This is a genomic window from Xanthomonas cucurbitae (assembly GCF_002939885.1).
Lineage (GTDB): Bacteria > Pseudomonadota > Gammaproteobacteria > Xanthomonadales > Xanthomonadaceae > Xanthomonas > Xanthomonas cucurbitae.
This window is the reverse complement of the sequence record NZ_MDED01000004.1, coordinates 41350-66947: the sequence shown is the minus strand read 5'-3', so window position 1 is coordinate 66947 and position 25598 is coordinate 41350. Positions and strand designations below refer to the sequence as shown.

General features: G+C 65.1%; 21 protein-coding genes and 1 pseudogene. 13 read left to right on the top strand and 9 right to left on the bottom strand.

From position 1 onward, the window contains the following. Positions 1-48: 48 nt before the first annotated feature. Together XcuCFBP2542_RS03730 and XcuCFBP2542_RS03725 are read left to right on the top strand one after the other, a co-directional pair. Positions 49-474, top strand: a complete 426-nt coding sequence (locus tag XcuCFBP2542_RS03730; RefSeq protein WP_104602282.1) for a DNA polymerase III subunit chi — start codon at positions 49-51, stop codon at positions 472-474. Positions 475-594: 120 nt separating this feature from the next. Beyond that, the gene (locus tag XcuCFBP2542_RS03725) at positions 595-3435 is read left to right on the top strand and encodes a valine--tRNA ligase (protein WP_104602281.1); all 2841 of its coding nucleotides are present in this window, start codon (positions 595-597) and stop codon (positions 3433-3435) included. Between the two features lie 167 nt (positions 3436-3602). Here the strand turns inward: XcuCFBP2542_RS03725 and XcuCFBP2542_RS03720 are convergent, their stop codons facing one another. From XcuCFBP2542_RS03720 to pssA, 4 genes are all read right to left on the bottom strand, one after another. After that, positions 3603-4736, bottom strand: a complete 1134-nt coding sequence (locus XcuCFBP2542_RS03720) for a pectate lyase family protein (protein WP_104602280.1) — start codon at positions 4734-4736, stop codon at positions 3603-3605. Between the two features lie 446 nt (positions 4737-5182). Continuing rightward, the gene (gene rimI / locus XcuCFBP2542_RS03715; protein WP_170066942.1) at positions 5183-5665 is read right to left on the bottom strand and encodes a ribosomal protein S18-alanine N-acetyltransferase; all 483 of its coding nucleotides are present in this window, start codon (positions 5663-5665) and stop codon (positions 5183-5185) included. Then, complete coding sequence (locus XcuCFBP2542_RS03710; protein WP_104602279.1) at positions 5662-6129, bottom strand: alanine acetyltransferase; 468 nt, start codon at positions 6127-6129, stop codon at positions 5662-5664. The genes rimI and XcuCFBP2542_RS03710 overlap by 4 nt, the downstream gene beginning before the upstream one ends. Positions 6130-6139: 10 nt before the next feature. Then, positions 6140-6913 (bottom strand): CDP-diacylglycerol--serine O-phosphatidyltransferase, encoded by a 774-nt coding sequence (gene pssA, locus XcuCFBP2542_RS03705; RefSeq protein WP_104602278.1) that lies wholly within the window; start codon positions 6911-6913, stop codon positions 6140-6142. A 119-nt stretch (positions 6914-7032) separates the two neighbouring features. On the opposite strand from pssA, the gene XcuCFBP2542_RS03700 reads away from it, so the two are divergent. The 3 genes from XcuCFBP2542_RS03700 (at position 7033) to XcuCFBP2542_RS03690 (ending at position 9844) form a co-directional block, all read left to right on the top strand. Continuing rightward, positions 7033-7434, top strand: coding sequence for a DUF4124 domain-containing protein (locus XcuCFBP2542_RS03700; RefSeq protein ID WP_104602277.1), 402 nt, complete (start codon positions 7033-7035; stop codon positions 7432-7434). A gap of 112 nt (positions 7435-7546) precedes the next feature. Beyond that, complete coding sequence (locus tag XcuCFBP2542_RS03695) at positions 7547-9241, top strand: proline--tRNA ligase (RefSeq protein WP_104602276.1); 1695 nt, start codon at positions 7547-7549, stop codon at positions 9239-9241. A 144-nt stretch (positions 9242-9385) separates the two neighbouring features. Next, entirely contained in the window at positions 9386-9844 is a 459-nt protein-coding gene (locus XcuCFBP2542_RS03690) for an H-NS histone family protein (RefSeq protein ID WP_104602275.1), read from the top strand. A gap of 57 nt (positions 9845-9901) precedes the next feature. Here the strand turns inward: XcuCFBP2542_RS03690 and XcuCFBP2542_RS03685 are convergent, their stop codons facing one another. After that, a complete protein-coding gene (locus XcuCFBP2542_RS03685; RefSeq protein WP_104602274.1) occupies positions 9902-11161 on the bottom strand; it encodes a threonine/serine exporter family protein in 1260 nt (419 codons plus the stop codon). 156 nt (positions 11162-11317) lie between these two features. Here XcuCFBP2542_RS03685 and XcuCFBP2542_RS03680 point away from each other — a divergent pair, with 156 nt between their 5' ends. The 4 genes from XcuCFBP2542_RS03680 to XcuCFBP2542_RS03665 all read left to right on the top strand — a co-directional run bounded on the left by XcuCFBP2542_RS03680 (position 11318) and on the right by XcuCFBP2542_RS03665 (position 14922). After that, positions 11318-12430 (top strand): MlaE family ABC transporter permease, encoded by a 1113-nt coding sequence (locus tag XcuCFBP2542_RS03680; RefSeq protein WP_104602273.1) that lies wholly within the window; start codon positions 11318-11320, stop codon positions 12428-12430. Between the two features lie 85 nt (positions 12431-12515). Then, complete coding sequence (locus XcuCFBP2542_RS03675; RefSeq protein WP_104602272.1) at positions 12516-13352, top strand: ABC transporter ATP-binding protein; 837 nt, start codon at positions 12516-12518, stop codon at positions 13350-13352. Between the two features lie 2 nt (positions 13353-13354). Next, complete coding sequence (locus tag XcuCFBP2542_RS03670; RefSeq protein ID WP_104602271.1) at positions 13355-14281, top strand: MlaD family protein; 927 nt, start codon at positions 13355-13357, stop codon at positions 14279-14281. Continuing rightward, positions 14278-14922: an ABC-type transport auxiliary lipoprotein family protein gene (locus XcuCFBP2542_RS03665; protein ID WP_104602270.1), complete on the top strand. Its 645-nt coding sequence runs from the start codon at positions 14278-14280 to the stop codon at positions 14920-14922. The genes XcuCFBP2542_RS03670 and XcuCFBP2542_RS03665 overlap by 4 nt, the downstream gene beginning before the upstream one ends. Positions 14923-15106: 184 nt before the next feature. Here XcuCFBP2542_RS03665 and XcuCFBP2542_RS03660 read toward each other — a convergent pair whose 3' ends face one another. Beyond that, positions 15107-15703: an alpha-ketoglutarate-dependent dioxygenase AlkB family protein gene (locus XcuCFBP2542_RS03660; RefSeq protein WP_104602269.1), complete on the bottom strand. Its 597-nt coding sequence runs from the start codon at positions 15701-15703 to the stop codon at positions 15107-15109. A 125-nt stretch (positions 15704-15828) separates the two neighbouring features. On the opposite strand from XcuCFBP2542_RS03660, the gene XcuCFBP2542_RS03655 reads away from it, so the two are divergent. Next, on the top strand, positions 15829-17478 hold the full coding sequence (locus tag XcuCFBP2542_RS03655) for an electron transfer flavoprotein-ubiquinone oxidoreductase (RefSeq protein WP_104602268.1): 1650 nt from the start codon (positions 15829-15831) through the stop codon (positions 17476-17478). A 74-nt stretch (positions 17479-17552) separates the two neighbouring features. Continuing rightward, positions 17553-19562 (top strand): glycoside hydrolase family 99-like domain-containing protein, encoded by a 2010-nt coding sequence (locus XcuCFBP2542_RS03650; RefSeq protein WP_249027604.1) that lies wholly within the window; start codon positions 17553-17555, stop codon positions 19560-19562. 37 nt (positions 19563-19599) lie between these two features. Here the strand turns inward: XcuCFBP2542_RS03650 and XcuCFBP2542_RS03645 are convergent, their stop codons facing one another. Continuing rightward, positions 19600-20229, bottom strand: a complete 630-nt coding sequence (locus XcuCFBP2542_RS03645; RefSeq protein ID WP_104602266.1) for a CoA transferase subunit B — start codon at positions 20227-20229, stop codon at positions 19600-19602. Beyond that, positions 20229-20960 (bottom strand): CoA transferase subunit A, encoded by a 732-nt coding sequence (locus XcuCFBP2542_RS03640; protein ID WP_104602265.1) that lies wholly within the window; start codon positions 20958-20960, stop codon positions 20229-20231. Before XcuCFBP2542_RS03640 ends, XcuCFBP2542_RS03645 begins: the two co-directional genes overlap by 1 nt. Before the next feature lie 133 nt (positions 20961-21093). On the opposite strand from XcuCFBP2542_RS03640, the gene XcuCFBP2542_RS03635 reads away from it, so the two are divergent. Continuing rightward, positions 21094-22440, top strand: a complete 1347-nt coding sequence (locus XcuCFBP2542_RS03635) for a phosphohexomutase domain-containing protein (protein WP_104602264.1) — start codon at positions 21094-21096, stop codon at positions 22438-22440. 46 nt (positions 22441-22486) lie between these two features. After that, a complete protein-coding gene (locus XcuCFBP2542_RS03630) occupies positions 22487-23890 on the top strand; it encodes a mannose-1-phosphate guanylyltransferase/mannose-6-phosphate isomerase (protein WP_104602263.1) in 1404 nt (467 codons plus the stop codon). Positions 23891-24181: 291 nt separating this feature from the next. On the opposite strand, the pseudogene XcuCFBP2542_RS03625 reads toward XcuCFBP2542_RS03630, so the two are convergent. After that, positions 24182-25348 (bottom strand): annotated as a pseudogene (locus XcuCFBP2542_RS03625) (nucleotide sugar dehydrogenase). Positions 25349-25598: the final 250 nt, after the last annotated feature.

The following is a 25598-nucleotide window of genomic DNA, read 5'->3' as shown; positions in this document are numbered from 1 at the left end:
GCGGTGCCGTGACCATTCCCGACTCCCCTCTCCCGATTCCCTGCCCTGATGCCCCGTGCCGATTTTTATCTGATCGCCAAGCCGCGCTTCCTCGACGAACCGCTGCGGCTGGTTTGCGAGCTGGCGCGCAAGGCCAACGACGCCAACCTGTCCACGTTGATCCTGGCGCGTGACGCGCAGCAGGCCGAAGCGTTGGACGACCTGCTGTGGGCGTTCGACGACGACGCCTATGTGCCGCACCAGATCGCCGGCACCGACGACGAGGACGAACTGGCCCCGGTGCTGATCGCTGCCCCCGACGTCGCCGCGCCCTCGCGCCCGCTGGTCATCAACCTACGCGACGACCCCTACCTGGGCGCCTGCGACCGTGTCCTGGAAGTAGTCCCCGCCGACCCCGCCGCCCGCGAACCGCTGCGCGAGCGCTGGAAACAGTACAAGGCCCTGGGCCTGGAACTGACCAAATACGACATGTGAATCGGGAATCGGAAATGGGGAATCGAACGTCGACTGCCCATAGACCTTCACCGTTCAACGCACCCGCTTTCCGATTCCCTATTCCCTATTCCCCATTCCCGACTCTCGATTCCCCGCCTTATGACCACCCTCGCCTCCAGCTACGACCCCGCTTCCTTCGAATCGCGCCTGTACGCGCAGTGGGAGGCGGCCGGCTACTTCGCGCCGTCCGGCCAGGGTGAGCCGTACACCGTGCTGCTGCCGCCGCCCAACGTCACCGGCACGCTGCACATGGGCCATGCGTTCCAGCAGACGCTGATGGATGCGCTGGTGCGCTATCACCGCATGCGCGGCTTCGACACGCTGTGGCAGGTGGGCACCGACCATGCCGGTATCGCCACCGAGATGGTGGTCTCGCGCAACCTGGCGCTGGAAGGCAACGGCGACACCCGCGACTCGCTCGGCCGCGAAGGCTTCATCGCCAAGGTGTGGGAATGGAAGGCCGAATCCGGCGACATCATCGAGCGGCAGATGCGCCGGCTGGGCACCTCCAGCGACTGGTCGCGCAGCACCTTCACCATGGACCCGCAGCCGTCGGCGGCGGTCAACGAAGCCTTCGTGCGCTGGTACGAGCAGGGCCTGATCTATCGCGGCCAGCGCCTGGTCAACTGGGACCCGGTGCTGAAGACCGCCATCTCCGACCTGGAAGTGGAAAACGTCGAAGAAGACGGCTTTTTGTGGTCGATCCGTTACACGTTGGCCGATGGCGTGACCTACGAGCACGTCGAGCACGATGCCGACGGCAACCAGACCCTGCGCGAAACCCGCGACTACTTGGTGGTGGCCACCACCCGCCCGGAAACCCTGCTCGGCGATACCGCGGTGATGGTGCACCCGGACGATGCGCGCTACGCCACGCTGCACAGCGCGCGCATCGTGTTGCCGCTGACCGGCCGGCAAGTGCCGGTGATTACCGACGATTACGTGGACCGCGCGTTCGGCACCGGCGTGGTCAAGGTCACGCCTGCGCATGATTTCAACGATTATCAGGTGGGCGTGCGGCACGCGCTGCCGATAATCAACCTGTTCACCGTCACCGCGACCCTCAACGACGAGGCGCCGGAGCGCTATCGCGGCCTGGATCGCTACGACGCGCGCAAGCTGGTGCTGTCCGAACTGGAAGAGCTTGGCTTGTTGGCGGAAACCAAACCGCACAAACTGCAAGTGCCGCGCGGCGACCGCACTGGCCAGGTGATCGAGCCGTATCTCACCGACCAGTGGTTCGTGAAGATGGACGCGCTGGCCAAGCGTGGCCTGGAGCTGGTCGAAAGCGGCCAGGTCCAGTTCGTGCCGCCGAACTGGATCAACACCTATCGCCACTGGATGGAAAACATCCAGGACTGGTGCATCAGCCGTCAGCTGTGGTGGGGCCACCGCATTCCGGCGTGGTTCGACGAGGCCGGCAAGTGCTACGTCGGCCACGACGAAGCCGAGGTGCGCGCCAAGCACGGACTGGGCGCAGAAATCGTCCTGCACCAGGACAGCGACGTGCTGGAAACCTGGTTCTCCTCGCAACTGTGGCCGTTCTCCACGCTGGGCTGGCCGGATGCGAACGCGATGGTCGAGCGCGGCTTCGACCGCTACCTGCCCTCCAGCGTGCTGGTCACCGGCTTCGACATCATCTTCTTCTGGGTGGCGCGCATGATCATGGCCACCGACAGCTTCACCGGCCAGGTACCGTTCCGCGATGTCTACATCACCGGTCTGATCCGCGATGCGCAGGGCCAGAAGATGTCCAAGTCCAAGGGCAACGTGCTCGATCCGCTGGACATCATCGACGGCATCAGCATCGAAGACCTGGTGGCCAAGCGCACCAACGGGCTGATGCAGCCACGCATGGCCGAGAAGATCGAAAAGGCCACGCGCAAGGAATTTCCGGACGGCATCATCGCCCATGGCGCCGATGCGCTGCGCTTCACCATTGCCGCACTCGCGACCCATGGCCGCGACATCAAGTTCGACCTGGGGCGTGCAGAGGGCTACAAGAACTTCTGCAACAAGCTGTGGAACGCCACGCGCTTCGTGCTGATGAATACCGAAGGCGCGCGCTTCACAGGCGTGCCGCAGCCGCACACCGAAACGGAAAAGTGGATTCTTGCGCGCCTGGACAAAGTCACGGCCGAAACGCACGCGCATTACGCCAACTACCGCTTCGACCTGCTCACCCAGGCGCTATACGAATTTGCCTGGAATGCGTTCTGCGACTGGTTCGTCGAATTGGCCAAGCCGGCGCTCAGCGATGCCATGCAGGACCGCGATGCGGCCGCCAGCACGCGCCATACCTTGCTCTACGTGCTCGAAACCCTGCTGCGCCTGCTGCACCCGCTGACACCCTTCGTCACCGAAGAACTGTGGCAGCAGGTCGCTCCGCGCCTGGGCATCACGCAGGCCACGATTTCCCTGCAAGCCTTCCCGCAGGCCGGCGACCTCGACACCAGCGGCTACGCCGGTGCAGAGGCCGATGTCGAATGGCTGAAGTCCATGGTGTCGGCACTGCGGCGCGTGCGCAGCGAATTGAACGTACCGCCATCCAAGCAGGTGCGCCTGTTGCTGCAGGCCGGAAACGCCGACGACCGTGCGCGCGTGGCGCGCTTCGCCTCGCAGTTGTCGTTCCTGCTCAAGCTCGAAGCGATCGACTGGCTGGATGCCGGCCAGGACACACCGCCCTCGGCCACCGCCATCGTCGGCGAACTGGCGCTGCTGGTGCCGCTGGAAGGCCTGGTGGACATGGATGCCGAACGCACCCGCCTGGACAAGGAAATCAAGCGTGTGGAAAGCGAGATCGGCAAGTGCAACGGCAAGCTGGGCAACGCTACCTTCGTGCAGAACGCGCCGGCTGCGGTGGTCGAGCAGGAGCGCGCACGCCTGAACGACTGGACGGTGCAGCTGACCGGGCTGCGCCAGCAGCGCGCCAAACTCTGAAGGCCACCGGTCAAGGCGTTGTGCGGCAGTCATGCCGCATCGCAGCCGACGACGCGGCTTCTGCGGGCTCCACCTTACATGCGCAAACGCACAACGCCCGCATCGCTGCGGGCGTTGTGTGATGCCTTGTCACGCCACAGCCATCGCAGCATCAGGTGGAGATACGATTACAGCTTGCCGGCGCCGGCCTTGGCCTTGACGTCTGCGGCAACCTGGTTGGCCGACAGCAGATTGTAGGTATATGGCGGCTTCCAACCGATGCTGCTGTTCCACGAGCAGCTCAGCGACTTGCCGTTGAGCAACGAGCCCTGGTCGCGATACACGCTGCCCTTGTAGTCGGCGGCAATCTTGTCGCAGCTGCTCACGCCGCTGATATCGAAGGCATTGTTCTCGGAGAAGATCTTCGATTCCTTGCCCACGCCATGCGCGTGCGAGAACGGATAGACCTTATGGCTGGTGCTACCGACGTGATAGTTGTTGTACAGATGCACCTGGCCGAAGCGAACGCGCGGCGCGCGCGCAGAGATGTTCTCGAACAAGGTGTTGTGGATGGTCACCTTGAGCTTGCCGCTGTCGGTGCTGGAGGCGCTGTCGCTGGAGCCGATCAGGGAATTCTTCTCATGCGACTTGAACGCCGAGTAGGAAACGGTGACGAAGTTGGCGCCCTTCTTGACGTCCATTGCGCCGTCATGGTGCTGCTTCGGACGACCATTGGCGGTGCCATTCTGGTCGTCGGTACGGCGGCCATCGGTAAAGGTGACGTGGTCCACCCGCACGTTGGTGGCGCCTTCGACGGTCAGGCCGTCGTATTCGGCGTTCCAATTACCGGCACTGCCGTCGTCCGCATCCCAAACCGGCTGCGGGTCCCACGGATTTTCGATGGTGAGATTGCGGATGATGACGTCGTTGGCCTTGACGTAAAAATAGCCTTCGCGGATTTCCGCATTGCTGGTGATGCCGATCAAGGTGGTCTTGGTCGGAACCTCCAGCCTCGCACGCGACTTCATGTCGGAGGTGGTGCTGTACGGCTTGCCCTCGCTGATATCGATGATGCCGCTGACCTTGATGATGCGCCCATTGCTGCCCACGCTGGCCTTCAACGCGCTTTTCAGTTCTGCCGCGTTCTTGACCGTGTAGATGTTGGCGGCCGCCGCTTTCGAGCCGCCCTTGGTCCCACCGTTCTGCGTGGCCCAGCCGGTGGTCGCCACTTCCAGTGCCGGATCGGCGCTGGCAGCGCCGGTCAGCAGCAACGCACAGACACACAGCGACGCGGCGGCCGCCGTCGAGAATTTCGGCTTCATCTTGATCTCTCCCTGGTTGGATTCGATGCGCCGAGCAGCGGCGCATCCCTCGTCTATTGAAAGCGGACTGTATTTTTCATCTATGTAATGTTCAGTTCAGCTGGACGAATACTAGGAGCGCCGCAATCGCTTGTATCTAGGCAATGCATGGATGTGCATGCCCAGTCACGCAAACGGTTGCGAGACACGCAGGAAGAGACAAATCGCTGCAATCGGGACAGGTAGAGACAAGGCCATGGACACTGCGATGCAGCATGCGCAGCACAGGCGCAATGCCACCGCCGCCCGCGCTGGGCGTAGCGGTGTTGGTCGATAGCCTCAGCAGTGCGCTACGCGGGCAGCGTCGGTGTCTTGGTGCAAATGCCGTGGCGGACGATGGACGCCGCCGACGTCAGCGCGTGGCAACCAATCGAAAACCTCAGGCGGCGGCGCGGCCGCCGCAAGGCTCAGGAAAAGCCTTCGAAGAACAACTCGATCGCCATCACCAGCGCATCTTCGCGGCCGGTGTGGGAGGGGTAGTAACGCGGACGTCGCCCGATTTCGTTGAAGCCTTCGGAGTGATAGAGCGCAATGGCCGACGGATTGGAGGGGCGCACTTCCAGGAACGCGCGCCGCGCGCCACGATCGCAGGCGCCCTTGACCAGCGCGCGCAACAGCACGCGGCCATGCCCTTGCGATTGCGCCTCCGGTGCGATGCAGACGTTGAGCACATGCGCCTCGTCGGCGGCGATGCTGATGACGCCGTAGCCGATCACCTGACCGGCTTGTTCCATCACCCAGCCCGGATACCCGGCCTGCAGGCAATCGCGGAAAATGCTGCGCGTCCATGGAAACGGATAGGCGCGCAGTTCGATCTCCATCACCACATCCAGATCACTCTCGCGCATGGCGCGCAACGCGGTGGGCAACGGCGCATTCTTTGCGTTCACGCCGGACCCTGCCGCCGCCGCAGCGCACGCAGCTGCGGCCACAACGCGCGCTTGGCAGCGGGGTTGCCTCGCAATTCGGCCAGCGGCCAGGACGCCATCAGGGCCTGGGTACTGGCATCACCGGGATTGCAGCCGGATGCACGCAGCAAGGCCATTTGCAACCGGTCCGGCAGCCCGACGCGGCTGCGTCGTTGCGGTGCGGCCGCAGGCGCGGTGTTGGGCGCACGCGTCGGCTCAGCCGGCGCAGTGGGCGCGGAGCGACGCGGCAAGGGCGCAGCCGCCGCCTCCACCGGCGGGACACGCTGCTGGCGCACCGTCGCCGACACCGGCGCACTGTCGGCCACGTCGACCGGCGCGGGCAAGGCCTCGGCCGTTGCACGGTCCAGGTACACGGTGTGCCCCATCGCCTGCAGGCACGACACCTGCAGATCCGACCACACCGGCTCGTTCGCCAACGCGCTCATCGACCGCGACTCACGGAAGCTCGGGCGCGCGGCGCCAGCGCCGCCATAGCCACATCGCCGGGCCAGACAATGCATACAGCACGCCGATCACCAGCAGCGACCGCGCCAGGTCGATGACCAGCAAGGCGATCACCACCGTGGCGATCGCCAGGGCCAGGAACGGCACCCGGTCGGCCCGCGCACCCTGCGCACTGCCCTTGAAACTCCAGAAGCGGATCCGGCTGACCATCAGCAACGCCGCCACCACGGTGACGGCCAGCGCCACATAGCGCAGCTGTTCACCGTCCAGGGCCAAGCTATCGTCGGCGAATGCCCACACGAAGGACATCATCAGCCCGGCCGCCGCAGGGCTGGCCAGGCCGATGAACCAGCGCTTGTCGACCACGCCGACCTGCGTATTGAACCGCGCCAGCCGCAGCGCCGCGCAGGCCGCATACAGAAAGGCGGCCGACCAGCCGACCCGGCCCATCACACTGCTGTCGTATTTCAGTGCCGACAGCGACCAGTGGTACATCACCAGCGCCGGCGCCATGCCGAAGCTGACCAGGTCGGCCAGCGAGTCGTACTGCACGCCGAACTCGCTGCTGGTGTTGGTCAACCGCGCCACCCGCCCGTCCAGCCCGTCCATCACCGCAGCCACGAACACCGCCATGGCGGCATGGACGAACTGCCCATTGGCGGCGGCGATGATGGCGTAGAACCCGGAAAACAGCCCGGCGGTGGTGAACAGGTTCGGCAGCAGGTAGATCGTGCGCGAGCGCGGAGGCGGTCTCATTTCATCCATGCGCCAAGTGTAGGGCCTGAGGTCCATCCGGGGGTAGCGCGCCGCGCCGGACCAGGATCGCTTGCCAGCACGGGCTGCGGATGCTGCAATCGTGGCGGGAATCACCCAGGGGAAGCCACATGCACCTGTCGTCCGGGCTCTGCGCCCTGTTGATGCTGGCCAGCGCCGCCGCCGGCGCCACCGATTTATACAAGTGGAAGGACGCCAAGGGCGTGACCCACTACACCGAAACACCGCCGCCAACCGGCCAGCGCTACGAAGCGCGCCGGATCGACGCGCGCAGCGGCACGGCGGCCATTGCCGCGTCGGAGACCGCCACGCCCGAGTCGGCCGATTGCCTAGCCGCACGCCGCAACCTGGAGGTGCTCAGCGGCAAGGGCGAGGTGACCATGGGTACAGGCACCGACGGCAAGCCCGGCACCACGCTGGATCCGGAAGCCCGCGCCGCCCAGCGCAACCTGGCCGAGGCCGCCACCAAGGCCTATTGCAAGCCGGCCGCCGCCGGTGCTCCCGCGGCCTGAGCCAACCCATGGCCGCCCCATGGCGGCCAGCGACACCGGGCCGGCGGCGCCCGACAATGACCGGCAGGGCGCACACTGGCAAACTACGGGTTTTCCGCCCAAGCGAAGCCCGATGCGTCTTTCCCAGTTCCACCTGCACACCACCAAGGAAACCCCGGCCGACGCCGAGCTGGTCAGCCACCGGCTGATGCTGCGCGCGGGCATGATCCGCAAGCTGGCCTCCGGGCTGTACACCTGGTCGCCGCTGGGCCTGCGCGTGCTGCGCAAGGTCGAGGCGATCGTGCGCGAGGAAATGAACCGCGCCGGGGCGGTGGAAGTGCTGTTCCCCACCATCCAGCCGCGCGAGCTGTGGGATGCCACCGGGCGTTGGGAGAAGTTCGGCGGGCAGCTACTCAAGATCACCGACCGCAAGGAGCAGGAGTTCTGCTACAGCCCCACCGCCGAAGAGGCCGCCGCCGAGTTCGCGCGCCAGGAAATCAACAGCTACAAGCAGCTGCCGCTGAACTTCTACCAGATCCAGACCAAGTTCCGTGACGAGATCCGCCCGCGCTTCGGGGTGATGCGCGCGCGCGAGTTCCTGATGAAGGACGCCTACTCCTTCCATCTCACCGACGAGGACATGGCGCGCGAATACGACAACATGCGCGCGGCCTATACCCGCATTTTCACCCGCCTGGGGCTGGAGTTCCGCGCGGTGCAGGCCGATTCCGGCGCCATCGGCGGCGATGCCTCGCAGGAATTCCACGTCATCGCTGCCTCCGGCGAAGATTCGCTGGCGTTCTCCACGGCTTCCGATTACGCGGCCAATGTGGAAACCGCCAGCGCCGCCCTGCCCGGCCCGCGCCCGGATGCGGGCGAGGCCATGCACCAGGTCGCAACGCCCACCCAGAAGACCTGCGAGGACGTTGCCCAGCTGCTGGGGATCGCCCTGCAGCGTACGGTCAAGTCGGTGGCGGTGATGACGCAGGCCGGCTTCGTGCTGGTGCTGGTGCGCGGCGACCATGCCGTCAACGAGATCAAGCTGGGCAAGGTGGCCGGCCTGGCCGACTACCGCTTGGCCAATGACACCGAAATCCGCGACCACCTCGGTTGCGAGCCGGGCTTCCTGGGCCCGGTCACTACCGCCCGCCCGATCCGCGTGGTGGCCGACCGTGATGTCGCGGCCATGGCCGACTTCGTGGTCGGTGCCAATGTGGCCGGCGCCCACCTGGCCGGCGTCAACTGGGGCCGTGACCTGCCGGAACCGGAGACCGTGGCCGATGTGCGCAACGTGGTCGATGGCGAGCGCGCGGCCGATGGCGGTGAATTGCGCCTGGCCCGCGGCATCGAAGTAGGCCATGTGTTCCAGCTCGGCAGCCAGTATGCCCAGGCCTTGCAGGCCACCGTCATCGACGAGGGCGGCAAGGTCGCGGTGATGAAGATGGGCTGCTACGGCATTGGCATCTCGCGCATCGTGGCCGCAGCCATCGAACAGAACCACGACGACGCCGGCATCATCTGGCCGGCGCCGATGGCCCCCTGGCAGGTGGTGGTGTGCGTCATCAACCCCAAGCACGACGCACAGGTCGTCGCTGCCGCCCAGGCATTGCTCGAAGCATTGACCGCTGCCGGCATCGACGCCGCTCTGGACGATCGCGGCCTGCGCCCCGGCGCCATGTTCGCCGACATGGAACTGCTGGGTATTCCGCACCGGGTCGTTGTCTCCGAGCGCGGATTGGCCGCCGGCACATTTGAATATCGTGCCCGCACCGCCGATGCGGCGGAAAATCTGGATAAGGCCGGATTATTCACGCGCCTGGGGCACTGATCCAACCCCTGTATCCCGCTCCAATTGGATGAACGCAAGGCGCCGAATTATTTCGGCGCATTTGTCATACTGGTTTTCTGACATTATGATGGCCGCCCCTGCCAGGGATTGGCATTCTTTTCTCTCTCATCTTCTGGAGTCGTGATGTCGATCGATCTCACCGGCCTGTCGGTCAAGCAATTGGCGGCACTGATCAAAAACGCAAAGAAACAGCATTCCGTGGTCGCCCAACGCACCCCGATCACCAAGGTCCGCTCGGAGCTGACCCGCGCTGCCAAGGCCCACGGTTATTCCATCGAAGAAGTGTTCGGTGCCGCTGCAGGCCCGGGTCGCCCGGCCGCTGCCGGCAAGCCGGGTCCGCGCGCTGGTCGCAAGCTGGGCAAGGTTGCGCCGAAGTACCGCAACCCGGCCAATCGCAAGGACACGTGGACCGGCCGTGGCAAGCAGCCGCGCTGGCTGGCCGAATTCACCGCCGCCGGCAAGAGCGTGGAAGAGTTCCTGATCAACAAGAAGGGTGGCAGTGCAAAAAAGGCGTCGGCCAAGAAGGCCTCGCCACGTAAAGCGACCACCAAGCGCGCCGCCAAGAGGTCCAAGGCCGCCTGATCCATCCCGATAAAAACGCCGGCAGTGCCGGCGTTTTTATCTGATCTTTTCCGCCCGTCATAAATTCTTGCGGGCTGGAATCAACAGATTTCCGAACAGCAGGCCGGCCATCAAGGCCATCACGATATTGGTGACCGCCAGCAACGCGGCTTGTCCGACGCCGACATCCTGTTGCTGCACCAGGGTCAAGAATCCCCGCAGGCTGACACTGCCGGGAACCAACATGATGATGCCGGGCAAGCGAATCAACGCACCGGGTTTTTGGATCACCCTTCCGAACAGATTACCGGCGGCGGTCAAGGTCATGGCAGAGGCGAATACTCCCGCCGGCCCGCCCCAGGCATGTCCTGCGTAACGCGCAATGACATAACCGGACATCGCGGCGGCCATCACCCACAGATAATCGCGGCGGTTGGCCTTGAACAACACCGCGAATGCATAGGCTGCCAGCAGCAGCGAAGCCCATTCCACCCAGCCGGCCTGCGGACGCAAGGCGGCCACCTGTGGATGCAGGCCAACCAGTTGGGTCAAGGTCACCGCAATCACCGCGCCCACCGTCAATTTGAGCACCGTGGTCACCGCCCCGGCCAGGCGCGCGGTACCGGAGACCCAATGCTGGCTGGCCAGCTCGTTGAAGGCATTGGTCAGCGACATTCCCGGCAGCAGCACCACCAGCGAGGCGATGATGACCGTATTGAGGTTCAACGGCCCAAGCAGTGAGGCGACCATCGCCGCCACCACCCCGGCCAACAGGCCGGCCAGCGCTTCGCCCGCCTCCTTAGTGGCTGGCCGCTGGTCGGTGTATTGGGTAAGCAGGCCGATCGACACCCCGATGCCGCCAGCGGTGGCGATATCCAGCCAGGGCAGCTTCCACAGCCCGGCCACGCCGGCGGCCGCCAGACCGAATGCCAGCACCTGCAGCGCCTTGCCGCGGCGATCGACCTCACGGTCCAGTCGGCGCAACGCGGTATGCCCCTGCGCGATGCTCATGCGTCCATGGGCCACGCCGTCGGCCACATAGTCGGCCACGCTGAGCTTGTAGAGGTCGTTTTCGCCCGGCGCCAGGCGGATCACGCGGGTGATGTCGCTGGACCCGATCGCCTTGGTGGGGTCGCTGAAGCTCAGGATGATGCCGGTGGGATTGGACCAGGGCTCGCAGTCCAGGCCCAGCTTCTGCGACAAACCGATCACCGCCGCCTCCAGCCGCTGCGCCGTCGTACCGTAGGAATGCAGGCGCCCGGCGATTTCCGAAACGAAGGCCACACGCTGGGCATAGGTGGCGCTGGCGGACGGTGGAACGACGATGGCAGCGGACATGCGTGGCGGGTGGAAGCACGAGGGCGCCATCAGGCGAGAACGCCAGTGTATGCCGCAGCGCTTGCTATCGGCGTCGTCATCGCCGGCCGTTTTCAGCCGCATCCCCATCTTTCGCTCACACCGTGCCTGTATGCTGGCGCCACGGACAGGCCACCCATGATCGAACAGCAACCTCCCCGCCTCGAACAAGACCCGCAGGATCAGACCCAGGTCCGCCTCGCCGGCAGCTGGGTGCTGGCCACCGCCCTGCCCCAGGCAGAGTTGCTGCAGGCCGTACCCGACGGCGTGCGCCGCATCGACGCGCGCGATATCGGGCAACTGGACTCGGCCGGCGTGTTGCAGCTGCTGCGCTTTGCCGGGCGCATGGGGCTGAAGGAAGACGCGATCGATTTCCGCGACGAGCACCAGGCGCTGGTGTGCACCATCGAGGAACTCAACGACGAGCGCCCCAAGCCCAAGCGCGACTACGGCTTTGTGGCCGCGCTCGATCGCCTGGGCCGCACTACCCATGGGGTTGGCCAGGGCATCCTGGAACTCAACAGTTTCCTCGGCGAGAACCTGGTCAAGATCATGCGGCTGATCCACGAGCCGCGCCGCTTCCGCCTGACCTCCACCGTGCACCACATGGAGCAGGTGGGCCTGGATGCGGTGCCGCTGGTGGTGTTGCTGTCGTACCTGGTGGGCGCGGTGATCGCGTTCCTGGGCTCGACCATCCTGCGCGACTTCGGCGCCGAGATCTACGTGGTGGAGCTCGTCTCCATCGCTTTCCTGCGCGAATTCGCCGTGCTGCTCACCGCCATCGTGCTGGCCGGGCGCACCGCCAGCGCGTTCACCGCGCAGATCGGTGCGATGAAGTCGCGCGAAGAAGTCGATGCCATCCGCACGCTCGGCCTGGACCCGATCGACCTGCTGGTGATCCCGCGCTTGCTCGCATTGATCTTCACCTTGCCGCTGCTGACCTTCATCGCGATGATCGCCGGCCTGGCTGGCGGCGTCACGGTGGGCGCGTTCGACCTGGATATCCCGCCGCAGATGTATCTGGCGCGCATGCACGACACCATCCAACTGCGGCATTTTCTGGTCGGCCTGTCCAAGGCGCCGCTGTTCGCGCTGGTGATCGGCCTGATCGGCTGCCTGGAAGGCCTGAAAGTCAGCGGCACCGCGCAATCGGTGGGCGAACGCACCACCTCCTCGGTGGTGCAGACGATTTCCTTGGTCATCATCCTCGACGCGATTGCAGCGTTGTGGTTCATGAAGATGGGGTGGTGATGGAGCCGGGATTCGATAGTCGGGATTTGGGATCGGTGCAGAGCAGAAGCGTGGCTGGCGCACTGAGCGTCGGGAGAGTTGTGCCTTGACCAATCCCCAATCCCCACTCCCCAATCCCGGCCCAGAGGCCGACGACGACCAGCTGGCGATCTGCGTGCGCGGGCTAACCAACCGCTTCGGCAGCCAGACCGTGCACGAAGAGCTGGACCTGGACGTGCGCCGGGGCGAAATCCTCGGCGTGGTCGGCGGCTCGGGCACCGGCAAGTCGGTGCTGATGCGCAGCATCCTGGGCCTGCGCGAACCCGATGCCGGCCGCATCCAGGTATTGGGTGCGGATGCACGCTCGGGCCGTTTCGCCGACCGCCAGCACATCACCCGCAACACCGGCGTGCTGTTTCAGGATGGCGCGCTGTTTTCCTCGATGACGGTTGGCGAGAACGTGCAGGTGCCCTTGAAGGAACACCACGGCGAGTTCCCGGAGCGCTGGTATTTCGAACTGGCGCTGCTGAAGATCAAGCTGGCCGGGCTGCCGGCCGATGCGCTGGACAAGCTGCCCTCGCAGCTATCCGGCGGCATGCGCAAGCGCGCCGGCCTGGCGCGTGCGCTGGCGCTGGACCCGCCGCTGTTGTTCCTGGACGAGCCCACCGCCGGGCTGGACCCGATTGGTGCGGCCGCCTTCGATCGCCTGATCCGCACCCTGCAGCAGGCGCTGGGCCTGACCGTGTTCCTGATTACCCATGACCTGGATACGCTGTACGCCATCTGCGACCGCATCGCGGTGCTGGCCGATCGCAAGGTGATCGCCAACGCACCGCTGGCCGAGGTCGAACAGCTCGACCATCCCTGGATCCAGGAATATTTCCACGGTCCGCGCGCCCGCGCCGCGCGCGCGGCCAAGACCGACTCCACCGAGACCGCCTGAGCATGGAAACCAAAGCCAATTACGTCCTGATCGGCGCCTTCACCATCGTGGCCGGCCTGGCCTTGCTGCTATTCGGGCTATGGGCCGCCAAGTACTCCTCCGACCGCACCTGGCAAGAGTACCGGGTGGTGTTCCGCGAGGCGGTGACCGGCCTGACGGTCGGCAGCCCGGTGCAATACAACGGCATCGCGGTCGGCTCGATCACCGAGCTGACCCTGGCCCCGAACGACCCACGCCAGGTGGTGGCGCATGTGCGGATCAATTCCACCACGCCGATCAAGAGCGACACCCGCGCCAAGTTGGGCATCACCAGCCTGACCGGCCCGTCGATCATCCAGCTCTCCGGCGGCACGCCCGAAGCGCCATCGCTGACCACCATCGACAAGAGCGACGCGCCGATCATCCAGACCACCCCGTCGGCGCTGCAGAACATCACCGACACCGCCAACCGCATCGTCGAGCGCATGGACGAGATGCTCTCGGACAAGAACGTGGCCAGCATCACCGCCACTTTGCAGAACCTGGAAAAGATCAGCGGCGGCATCGCCGACCGCGACGAAGGCATGCAGGCGTTGATCGTCAGCGCACGCGATGCCGCGCGCAATCTGGATACCACCCTGACCACCACCAATGGCACCATCAAGCGGCTGGACCAGAACCTGGTGCAGCAGTTGCCGGGCATCCTGGAAAAGCTCGACGCCACCCTGGTCAAGCTGGATTCGGCTGCCGGCAACGCCGACACCATCCTTGGCGAGAATCGCGCGGCCATCAACAGCTTCGCCAGCGATGGGCTGGGTCAGCTCGGGCCGACATTGACCGAATTGCGCGGTCTCATCCGCGACCTGCGCCGGGTCAGCGACAAACTGGACAACAACCCTGCGCGTTACCTGCTCGGCCGCGACGCACCCAAGGAGTTCGAACCGAAATGACTGCCATGCGCCTGTTGCGTCCCGTGTTGTGTGTTTCGTTGCTGGCATTGGGCGGTTGCTCGGTACTGTCCGGCGGCGACCAGAAGCCGGCCACGATCTATGCGCCCACCGTGCGGATCACCCCCAATCCATCCTGGCCGCAGGTGCGTTGGCAACTGTCGGTTGCCAAACCCAGTGCCGCGCGCGTGATCGACAGCCCGCGTATCAACGTACGGCCCACGCCGGGCGAATTGCAGGTCTACCAAGGCGCCGGCTGGGCGCAACCCGCCACCGACCTGCTGGAAGACAGCGTGGTCCGCGCGTTCGAGGACTCCGGCAAGATCGCCGCCGTGGCTCGCATCGGCACCGGCATCCGTTCCGACTACAAGCTGGCTATCGACGTGCGCCGCTTCGAATCCGATTACGCCGGCCAGTCGCTGCCGTCGGCCACGATCGAACTCAACGCCAAGCTGCTGCATTCGGCCGATCAGCGCGTGGTGGCCTCGCGCACCTTCCTGGTGGCACGCCCTTCCAGCGCCACCGATACTGCGGCAGTCGCGGTCGCTTTCGAACAGGCGCTAACCCAGGTCACCACCGAACTCGTCGGCTGGACGCTGACGACCGGGCAGCAGGACAACGCCTCGCTGCCGCAGACACCGTAAACGCCGGGCATCCCGAGCATAAGCGCCGTGCGCGCCGTGCTCAATCCCCTTCTCCCGCACGCGGGAGCCCGAAACGGCTTCCCTTCTCCCGCACGCGGGAGAAGGTGGCGCGCAGCGCCGGATGAGGGCACTGCGGCATCACCGCACAACACGCTCGCCGAGCAACCGGCACTAGCCGTGGCCATTACTCCGCCGCCACTGGGGCAATATCCCGGAAGGTCAGATTGATCCGCTCCCCCACCAGCCGCACCGTGCGTGGCAAGGCGTGCTTGTAGTAACGCTGGGTGTCGCCCCCCATCAACAGCAGATCGCCGTGCCCCAGTTCCAGTGTCTGCTTCAGCGCCGCATTGCAGCGATGCTTGAACGCAAAGCGCCGCGTCGCGCCCAGGCTGACCGAAGCGATCACCGGCTGCGCCCCCAGCTCCGGCTCGTCGTCGCTATGCCAGCCCATCGCATCGGCCCCGCTGCGGTAGCGGTTGACCAGCACGCTGTTGAATGGGTGCCCCGTCTCGGCCTGCAGCCGCGCACGGACTGGCTGCAATGCGTCCAGCCACGGCTGCGGCGCAAACCGTGTGCCGGAATAGCGGTAGCTGGCATCCGCATCGCCGATCCAGCTGCTCAGGCGCGGCGAATCCACTACCCGCCCGAACATGCGGATGCGGTGCACTTCCCACCGCACCTGCGCCAGCAGGGTCTGCAGCAGCGCATCGGCCTGCGCCGCGTCAAGCCATCCTCGCTGCCAGTGGATCTGCGCCCCCGGCAATGCCACCTCGATCTTCATCGCCCGGACGCTAACACGCGTGTCCGCAACGCGCCGTCGGCAGCGGATGAATCGGCCCGATTTGCCGCCGTCACATGCAATCCCGGAAAATGCGGCTCAGCCATCGAGCCAACGGGAGCGGAGCAATGTCGGTAACGGGAGTCGGCGCACAGGCGCCAGAGGCGGTCGAACGTGACGTCATGGAATACGACGTCGTCACCGTCGGTGCCGGGCCGGCTGGGCTGTCGTTTGCGATCCGGCTCAAGCAGCTCAACCCCGCGTTGAGCGTGTGCGTGATCGAAAAGTCCAGCACCATCGGCGCGCATATCCTCTCCGGTGCCGTGATCGAGCCTGGCCCGCTGGATGCCCTGCTGCCGGGCTGGCGCGACACCCCGCCGCCGATCTGCGTGGCCGCCACCGACGACGAATTCTGGTTCCTCGGCAAGGACAGCGCGCGCAAGTTTCCGGTGGTGCCGCCGGGCATGCGCAACCATGGCAATTTCATCGTCAGCCTTGGCGCCATGTGCGCCTGGCTGGCGCCGCAAGCCGAAGCGCTGGGCGTGGAGATCTATCCGGGCTTTGCCGCCGCCGAAACCCTGCACGACGACAATGGCCAGGTGATCGGTGTGCGCATCGGCGACATGGGCGTGGCCAAGGATGGCGCGCACAAGCCCGGCTACACCGCCGGCATCGACATCCGCGCCAAGGTCACCGTGCTGGCCGAAGGCGCGCGCGGCCATCTGACCAAGCGGCTGTTCAAACGCTTCGACCTCACTGCCGACAGCGACCCGCAGGGGTATTCGATCGGCATCAAGGAACTGTGGCAGGTGCCAGAAGGCCGCGTCAGCCCCGGCAAGATCGTGCACACCCTGGGCTGGCCCGCCGACAACCGCACCTACGGCGGCAGCTTCCTGTATCACCTGGACAACAACCAGATCGCGCTCGGCTATGTCAGCGGGCTGGACTACAGCGATCCCAAGTACCAACCGTGGGAGGCCTTCCAGCAATGGAAGAACCACCCGCTCATCAAGCCGCTGCTGGAAGGCGGCACCATCCTCTCGTCCGGCGCGCGCGCCATCGTCACCGGCGGCTGGCAGTCGCTACCGAAAGTGGACATGCCCGGTGCCCTGCTGATCGGCGATACCGCCGGCCTGCTCAACGTGCCCAAGATCAAGGGCACTCATCAAGCGATCCGCAGCGGCATGCTGGCCGCCGAACACCTGGTGCAGTCGCAACTGGTCCCGCAGGGCTTCGACGCCAAGCTGCGCGCCTCCGCTGCAATGACCGAGCTGAAGCAGGTGCGCAACATCAAGCCCGGCTTCAAGAAGGGCCTGTGGTTTGGCCTGCTCAACGCCGCCTGGGAAACCGCGCTCAAGGGCGCCTCGCCGTGGACACTGAAGAACAAGCCCGACTGGTCGGCGTTGCGCAAGATCGGCGACTACGAGCAACCCACCCGCGACTACGTCGCCCGCGAGCTGGCCCCGCGCGACCGCCTGCAGGCGGTGTACTTCGCTGCTACCGAACACGACGAAGACCAGCCGGTGCATCTGCAGGTGCTGGACACCGACATCTGCGCCACCCGCTGCGTGCAGGAATACGACAACCCCTGCACGCGTTTCTGCCCCGCCAACGTCTACGAAATGGTCGCAGACACCGCCAGCCCATCCGGCAAGCGCCTGCAGATCAATGCCGCCAACTGCGTGCACTGCAAGACCTGCGACATCAAGGACCCCTACGAAATCATCAATTGGGTGACGCCGGAGGGTGGTTCGGGCCCGAACTACCAGAACCTGTGAATTCGTCTCATCGTTCGATTGGGAATCACCTGCGCACCCGCCTGTTCGGTCTGCTGCGCGCCGCGTTCCGTGCCATGCCGCTCGACGAAGCGACACGGGACCGTTGGCGCGGCTGGTTCCTGGACCGCCATGCCGACTGGGTGCCGGAACCTGCGCGTGGCCGAAGCGGCCACGGCATCGCTCGGCGTCCAGCAGCGCGCAGCGACCAGGCCGCGATCGGGCATGTGCCCTATCGCACCGAAGCCCTGCCTGAGGTACTTCCTGCAAGCCTGATTGCCTTTTACCTGCCGCAATTCCATCCGATTCCGGAAAACGATGCGTGGTGGGGCAGAGGCTTTACCGAATGGCGCAACGTCGCTCGCGCGCTTCCGCAATTCGAAGGGCATCTGCAACCCCGGCTCCCGGCGGATCTAGGCTTCTATGACCTGCGCAACCCGCAGATCATGCGCGAACAGGCGCGCCTGGCGCAGGAGTACGGCCTTGCCGCATTCTGCTTCTATTTCTACTGGTTCGCCGGCAAGACCTTGCTGGAAATGCCTATCCTTCAATGGCATGAAGATGACTCGATCACGTTGCCGTTCTGCCTGTGCTGGGCGAATGAGAAATGGGCGCGGCGCTGGGACGGGCGCGGCGACGATATTCTGATCGATCAAGCGCATGATGCCGACGACGATCTCGCCTTCATTGCGCACGTTGCGTCGTACATGCGTCATCCGAAGTATTGGCGAGTCGAAGGACGTCCACTGCTACTGGTGTATCGACCCAATCTGCTTCCCGAACCGGCACAGACCGCCGCGCGCTGGCGCACCTGGTGTCGCGACAATGGCATTGGCGAAATCCACCTGGCCTACGTGCAGGGTTTCGAACGCCCGGATCCGCGCGATATCGGGTTCGATGCGGCAGTCGAGTTTCCTCCCAACATGAGCACTCCGCCATCGGTGGCGGCCCAGCAGCGCCTGCTGAATTCGGATTTCAGCGGCGAGGTGCTGGATTGGCGCGTGCTTGCAAGCGAGATCGCGCAACGTCCGTTGCGCGAGTACACGCTGTATCCGGGGGTGAATCCGGGTTGGGACAACGAGCCTCGCCGCTCGGGCAAAGGCCGAGTCTATCTGCACGCCTCCCCTCGCCGTTATCGGGACTGGTTGTCCAACACCGTGCGGCAGCGCCTCGCAAATGCGCCGGCCGCGCATCGCCTGGTCTTCATCAATGCCTGGAACGAGTGGGCCGAAGGCGCCGTCCTCGAACCGGACATGCGCCTGGGGCATGCATGGCTGGAAGCGACGCGCCAGGCGTTGACACGCTCGGCCGATTGCGTTCCTCCACCGCACCGGCACGGCGCCTGCGTGGTCGTGCACGCCTGGTATCTGGATGTGCTGGACGAGATCCTCGACGCGCTTGCCCCCTGCATCGCTGCGTTGCGGCTGATCGTCACCACCGATGTGACGCTGGTCGGACACGTGCGTCAATGCCTGCGGCAGCACGGCATCGAAGCGGAGGTGGAAGGCTTCGAGAATCGAGGCCGGGACATCCTGCCGTTCCTGCACGTGGCCAATCGCTTGCTCGACGAAGGCGAGCAGGTGGTCTTGAAACTGCATACGAAGAAATCGACGCATCGCCACGATGGCGACGCATGGCGGCGCGAGATGCTGGCCGCGTTATTGGGCGGTGGGCGCATGGACGCAATCGTCAGTGCGTTCGTCGCCGACCCGCAGCTTGGGCTTGCCGCACCAGCGCAGCATCTGTTGGCCGTCACCGACTTTATCGGTGGCAACACCGATGCGCTGGATTATCTGGCCGTTCGCACCGGGACGCGCGCGGTGGCCGAGCACGACCGGTTCGCCTCCGGCAGCATGTTCTGGGCAAGGCTCGAAGCGCTGCGCCCGCTGCTCGATGCGCATCTGCAGCCAGGCGACTTCGAAAGCGAGCTAGGCCAGATCGATGGCACCCTGGCGCATGCGATCGAACGCTTCCTCGGCCATGCGGTCGGCCAGTCAGGGCACCGCCTTGCCACGATCGAAGGCCTGCTGGGCCAAGGCGAACCGGCAGCGGGCACGCCCTATCGCTATGCACGCAAGGCGCCATAACGGCGCCTTGCTGATGGTGGAACACATTGCCGCCTTTTCAGCTCCGGAAATCCGTGCCGGTCTTGGTGCGCAATTCGGAAATCTCCACCCCGTCCGCGGCCTCCACCAGCACCAACCCATCGGTCGTCACATCGAACACCGCCAGGTCGGTAATGATGCGATCCACCACGCCCACACCGGTCAGCGGCAGGTCGCATTCGCGCAGGATCTTGTGGCTGCCGTCCTTGGCGACGTGTTCCATCAGCACCACCACGCGCTTGACCCCGGCCACCAGGTCCATCGCCCCCCCCATGCCCTTGACCATCTTGCCGGGCACCATCCAGTTGGCCAGGTCGCCACGATCGGTGACCTGCATCGCCCCCAGGATCGCCAGGTCGATATGGCCCCCACGGATCATCGCGAACGAATCGTGGCTGCCGAAATAACTGGCGCCAGCACGTGCGGTCACGGTCTGCTTGCCGGCGTTGATGAGGTCGGCATCGACGTCCTCTTCGGTCGGAAACGGGCCGATGCCGAGCAGGCCGTTTTCCGATTGCAGCCATACATCCACGCCGTCGGGGATGTGGTTGGCCACCAGCGTCGGCAGGCCAATCCCCAGATTGACGTAGGCGCCGTCGGTAAGCTCCCGCGCGGCACGCGCGGCCATCTCATCGCGGGTCCAGGCCATCAGGTGTCTCCCTTGCGCACGGTGCGCTGTTCGATGCGTTTTTCCGGCGCCGCGTTGAGCACCAGTCGATCGACATAGATGCCCGGCAAATGCACCTGATCCGGATCGATCGCGCCCAGCTCCACGATCTGCTCGACCTCGGCAACGCAGATGCGCCCGGCCATGGCACAGGCCGGGTTGAAGTTGCGGGCGGTCTTGCGGAATACCAGGTTGCCGGCGGTATCGGCCCGCCATGCCTTGACCAGCGCAACATCGGCCTGCAATGCGGTTTCCAGCACGTAGTGCTTGCCGGCGAACGCGCGGGTTTCCTTGCCCTCGGCCACGATGGTGCCGTAGCCGGTGGCGGTATAGAACGCGGGAATTCCTGCACCACCCGCACGCAGACGCTCGGCCAACGTGCCCTGCGGGTTGAATTCCAGCTCCAGTTCGCCCGCCAGGTATTGGCGCTCGAACTCCTTGTTCTCGCCGACATAGGACGAAATCATCTTGCGGATCTGGCGGGTGGCCAATAATTGACCCAGCCCGAATCCATCCACGCCGGCATTGTTGGAAATCACCGTCAACCCGCTCACGCCACTGTCGCGCACGGCGGCAATCAAGGCCTCCGGGATTCCGCACAATCCAAAGCCGCCAACCGCAAGGGTCTGGCCGTCGGCCAATACCCCGGCCAGCGCGGCCTTGGCATCGGCATGGCGCTTGCCGCCAGCCGTTCCACGTTCATCGTTGCCCATCACCGCCCTCACCTCGCTGATGCGAAGCGGCCATTCTATCCGCTGAGCGTTCCCTGTCCCGGGTCGCGATTCCGCCACACCCAAGACACGGCGCAGCCGCTAGACTGCCATGTCCCCATTCCAGGAATTGCCCATGACGCTACCCGCCTTCAAGGCCTACGACATTCGCGGCCGCGTGCCGGATGAACTCAATGAGGACTTGGCCCGCCGAATCGGCGTGGCGCTGGCGGCGCAGCTGGATCAGGGGCCCGTGGTCCTGGGCCACGACGTGCGCCTGGCCAGCCCGGCGCTGCAGGCAGCGCTGTCCGCCGGACTGCGCGCCAGTGGCCGCGAGGTCATCGATATCGGCCTGTGCGGCACCGAGGAGGTCTATTTCCAGACCGATTACCTCAAGGCCGCCGGTGGCGTGATGGTGACCGCCAGCCATAATCCCATGGACTACAACGGCATGAAGCTGGTGCGCGAGCAGGCGCGCCCGATCAGTTCGGACACCGGCCTGTTTGCGATCCGCGACACGGTCGCGTCCGATACCGCCGCGCCCGGTGAGCCAACGGCAAGCGAGCAGAGCCGTACCGACAAGACCGCGTACCTGGAGCACCTGCTCAGCTACGTGGACCGCAGCACGCTCAAGCCGCTCAAGCTGGTGGTCAATGCCGGCAACGGTGGCGCCGGGTTGATCGTGGACCTGCTCGCCCCGCACCTGCCGTTCGAATTTGTGCGCGTTTTCCACGAACCCGATGGCAATTTCCCCAACGGCATCCCCAACCCGCTGCTGCCGGAAAACCGCGATGCCACCGCCAAGGCGGTCAAGGATCACGGTGCGGACTTCGGCATCGCCTGGGATGGCGACTTCGATCGCTGCTTCTTCTTCGACCATACCGGCCGCTTCATCGAGGGCTATTACCTGGTCGGCCTGCTGGCGCAGGCGATCCTGGCCAAGCAGCCGGGCGGCAAGGTCGTGCACGACCCGCGCCTGACCTGGAACACGGTCGAGCAGGTTGAAGAAGCCGGCGGCATCCCGGTGCTGTGCAAGAGCGGCCATGCCTTCATCAAGGAAAAGATGCGCAGCGAGAACGCCATCTACGGCGGCGAGATGAGCGCGCACCACTATTTCCGCGAGTTCGCCTACGCCGACTCCGGCATGATTCCGTGGTTGCTGATCGCCGAGCTGGTGTCGCAGTCCGGCCGCTCGCTGGCCGACCTGGTCGAGGCGCGCATGCAGAAGTTCCCCTGCAGCGGCGAGATCAATTTCAAGGTCGCCGATGCCAAGGCCTCGGTTGCCCGCGTGATGGAGCATTACGCCGACCTGTCGCCGGAGCTGGACGACACCGACGGTATCAGCGCCGATTTCGGCCAATGGCGTTTCAACCTGCGCAGCTCCAACACCGAGCCGCTGCTGCGTCTGAACGTGGAAACGCGTGGCGATGCCGCACTGCTGGAAACGCGCACGCAAGAGATTTCCGACTTGCTGCGCGCCTGATCTACCATTCTCCCCCAACCTTGACGCACTGGAGTTTCCCCCGCCCATGAGCGACGTCCTTCCGATCATCCTGTCCGGCGGTTCCGGCACGCGCCTGTGGCCGCTGTCGCGCGAGTCCTACCCCAAGCAGTTCCTGCCGCTGGTCGGCGACAAGAGCATGCTGCAGGCCACCTGGCTGCGCGCCGCTCCCGTTGCCGGCCACGCCCCCATCGTGGTGGCCAACGAAGAGCATCGCTTCATGGCCGCCGAGCAGCTGCAGCAGCTGGGCGTCAAGCCCTCTGCCATCCTGCTGGAGCCCAAGGGCCGCAACACCGCCCCCGCCATTGCGGTCGCCGCGCTGGAAGCCACGCGTGATGGCAGCGATCCGTTGCTGCTGGTGCTGCCCTCCGATCACGTGATCGGCGACGAGGCTGCATTCCAGGCCGGGGTGAAAGTGGCTGCTGAAGCAGCAGCACAGGGCAAGCTGGTCACCTTTGGCATCAAGCCGACCGCACCCGAAACCGGCTATGGCTACATCAAGGCCGGCGCGGGCGCGGGCGTCAGCGCGGTTGAACGCTTTGTCGAAAAACCGGACCTGGCGACTGCGCAAGGCTACTTGAGCAGCGGCGAGTACTACTGGAACAGCGGCATGTTCCTGTTCCGCGCCTCCCGCTATCTGGAGGAACTGCGCAAGTTCCATCCCGCCATCGCCGACGCCTGCCAGACCGCGTGGCAGAACGGCAAGCGCGATGCCGACTTCACCCGCCTGGACAAGGACGCGTTCGCGGCCAGCCCGTCGGATTCGATCGACTACGCGGTGATGGAAAAGACTGCCGACGCGGTCGTGGTCCCGCTGGATGCCGGCTGGAACGATGTCGGTTCGTGGTCGTCGCTGCTGGATGTGTCCGAGCAGGACGCGCAGGGCAACGCGCATCATGGTGACGTGATCCAGCTGGATTGCCGCAACACCTATGCCTACGGCTCGCGCCTGATTGCCATGGTCGGCCTGGAAGACGTGGTGGTCGTCGAGACGCCGGACGCCGTGCTGGTCGGCCACCGCGATCGCATCCAGGAAGTGAAGGAGGTGGTCGGACGGATCAAGACCGACGGTCGCTCCGAGGCCACCTGGCATCGTAAGGTCTATCGCCCGTGGGGCGCCTACGACTCGATCGACATGGGCCAGCGCCACCAGGTCAAGCGCATCACCGTCAAGCCCGGTGCCGTGCTGAGCCTGCAGATGCACCACCACCGCGCGGAACACTGGATCGTGGTCAGCGGCACTGCCGAAGTGACGCGTGGCGAAGAAGTGTTGCTGCTGACCGAAAACCAGAGCACCTACATCCCGCTCGGCGTGACCCACCGCCTGCGCAATCCGGGCAAGCTGCCGCTGGAGCTGATCGAAGTGCAGTCCGGCAGCTATCTGGGCGAGGACGATATCGTGCGCTTTGAGGATACCTACGGCCGGGCGTGATAACGCGCCCAACGTAGACGGCAAGATCGACGGCGGCCCATGGCCGCCGTCTTGCGTTACCCGCGACCCACTTTGGATTGCGACACGCCACGCGTGGGCAGATCAAAGATCGCAGGCTGCATTGCACACCTGTGCACGCGGGCGACGCGACTGTACCGCCCGCATCCGGATACCGTCTAGAAAGGCAAGCGGGGCCGCCTGCGAGGTGACAAGCAGCGCCGCATCGTGTGAACCTCATGGACGCCTAAACGAGTGGCATTGCCACCCGCCAGAACGCGGCGCTGACCCTACTCAGTTGTCGCCGAACAGATCGCGCGTGTAGAGCTTGTCCTGCACGTCCTGCAGCGCGTCGGCCATGCGGTTGCTGATGATAACGTCGGCCTCACGCTTGAAGGTTTCCAGGTCGTTGACCACGCGCGAGCGGAAGAATTCTGGATCGCTCAGCGTCGGTTCGTACGCGATGATGTCCGCGCTCTTGGCCTTGAGGCGCTTCATCACGCCCTGGATGCTGGACGAACGGAAGTTGTCCGAGCCGGCTTTCATGATCAGGCGATAGATCCCAACTACCTTTGGATTGCGCCGCAGCACGTCGGCGGCAATGAAGTCCTTGCGGGTGGTGTTGGAATCGACGATTGCCCGGATGATGGTCTGCGGAACGCTTTGGTAGTTGGCCAGCAACTGCTTGGTGTCCTTGGGCAGGCAGTAACCGCCGTAGCCGAAGGACGGATTGTTGTAGTGGCTGCCGATGCGCGGATCCAGGCAGATGCCTTCGATGATCTGACGGCTGTTCAGACCGTGGGTGAGCGCGTAGGTGTCCAGTTCGTTGAAGTAGGACACCCGCATCGCCAGATAGGTGTTGGCGAACAGCTTGATCGCCTCGGCCTCTGTAGGCTCGGTGAACAACACCGGCACGTCGGGCTTGAGCGCGCCTTCCTGCAGCAGCCGCGCGAAGGTTTCCGCGCGCGCCGAGCGCTAACCGAGGATGATCCGGGACGGGTATAGGTTGTCGTACAACGCCCGTCCCTCGCGCAGGAATTCGGGCGAGAAGATGATGTTGTCGGTGCCGAACTGCTCACGCAGCTTGACCACGTAGCCGACCGGAATGGCCGACTTGATCACCATCGTTGCCTGCGGGTTGATCTCCAGTACCTTGGCGATCACTACCTTGATCGAGCGGGTGTTGAAGTAATTGGTGTCCGGATCGTAGTCGGTGGGTGTGGGGATGATCACGATCTCGGCGCCGGCAAACGCCTCGTTGGCGTCCAGCGTGGCCTTGAAGTTCAGGCCACCCTCGGCCAATGCGGCCTCGAGTTACTTGTCGACAGTTGGCGAGCGGCCTTCGTTGAACAGCTTGACCTTGTCCTCGACGATATCCAGCGCCACGACCTCATGGTGCTTGGCGAGCAACACGCCATTGGACAGACCGACATAGCCGGTACCCGCGACAGCGATCTTCATTGGAATTCCTTGCAATTTTGGATGGGGGAGGATGCAGCGCGCTGCACGCAGGCCATGGCGTGAAGACGGTGCGGACGCGCCCGCCATGAGCCGGAGCGCCCGCTGGGGGACACGCAAGAACCTGCACAGTGCCGACCGATGCGATGCAGCGCACGCACGCGTCCAGCCCATGCATCACGCGTCGCACTCGCTTCAGCGGCACATACACGCCCGCCGCGACCTGCACGGAGCAGTTCGTCGGCCCGGCGCG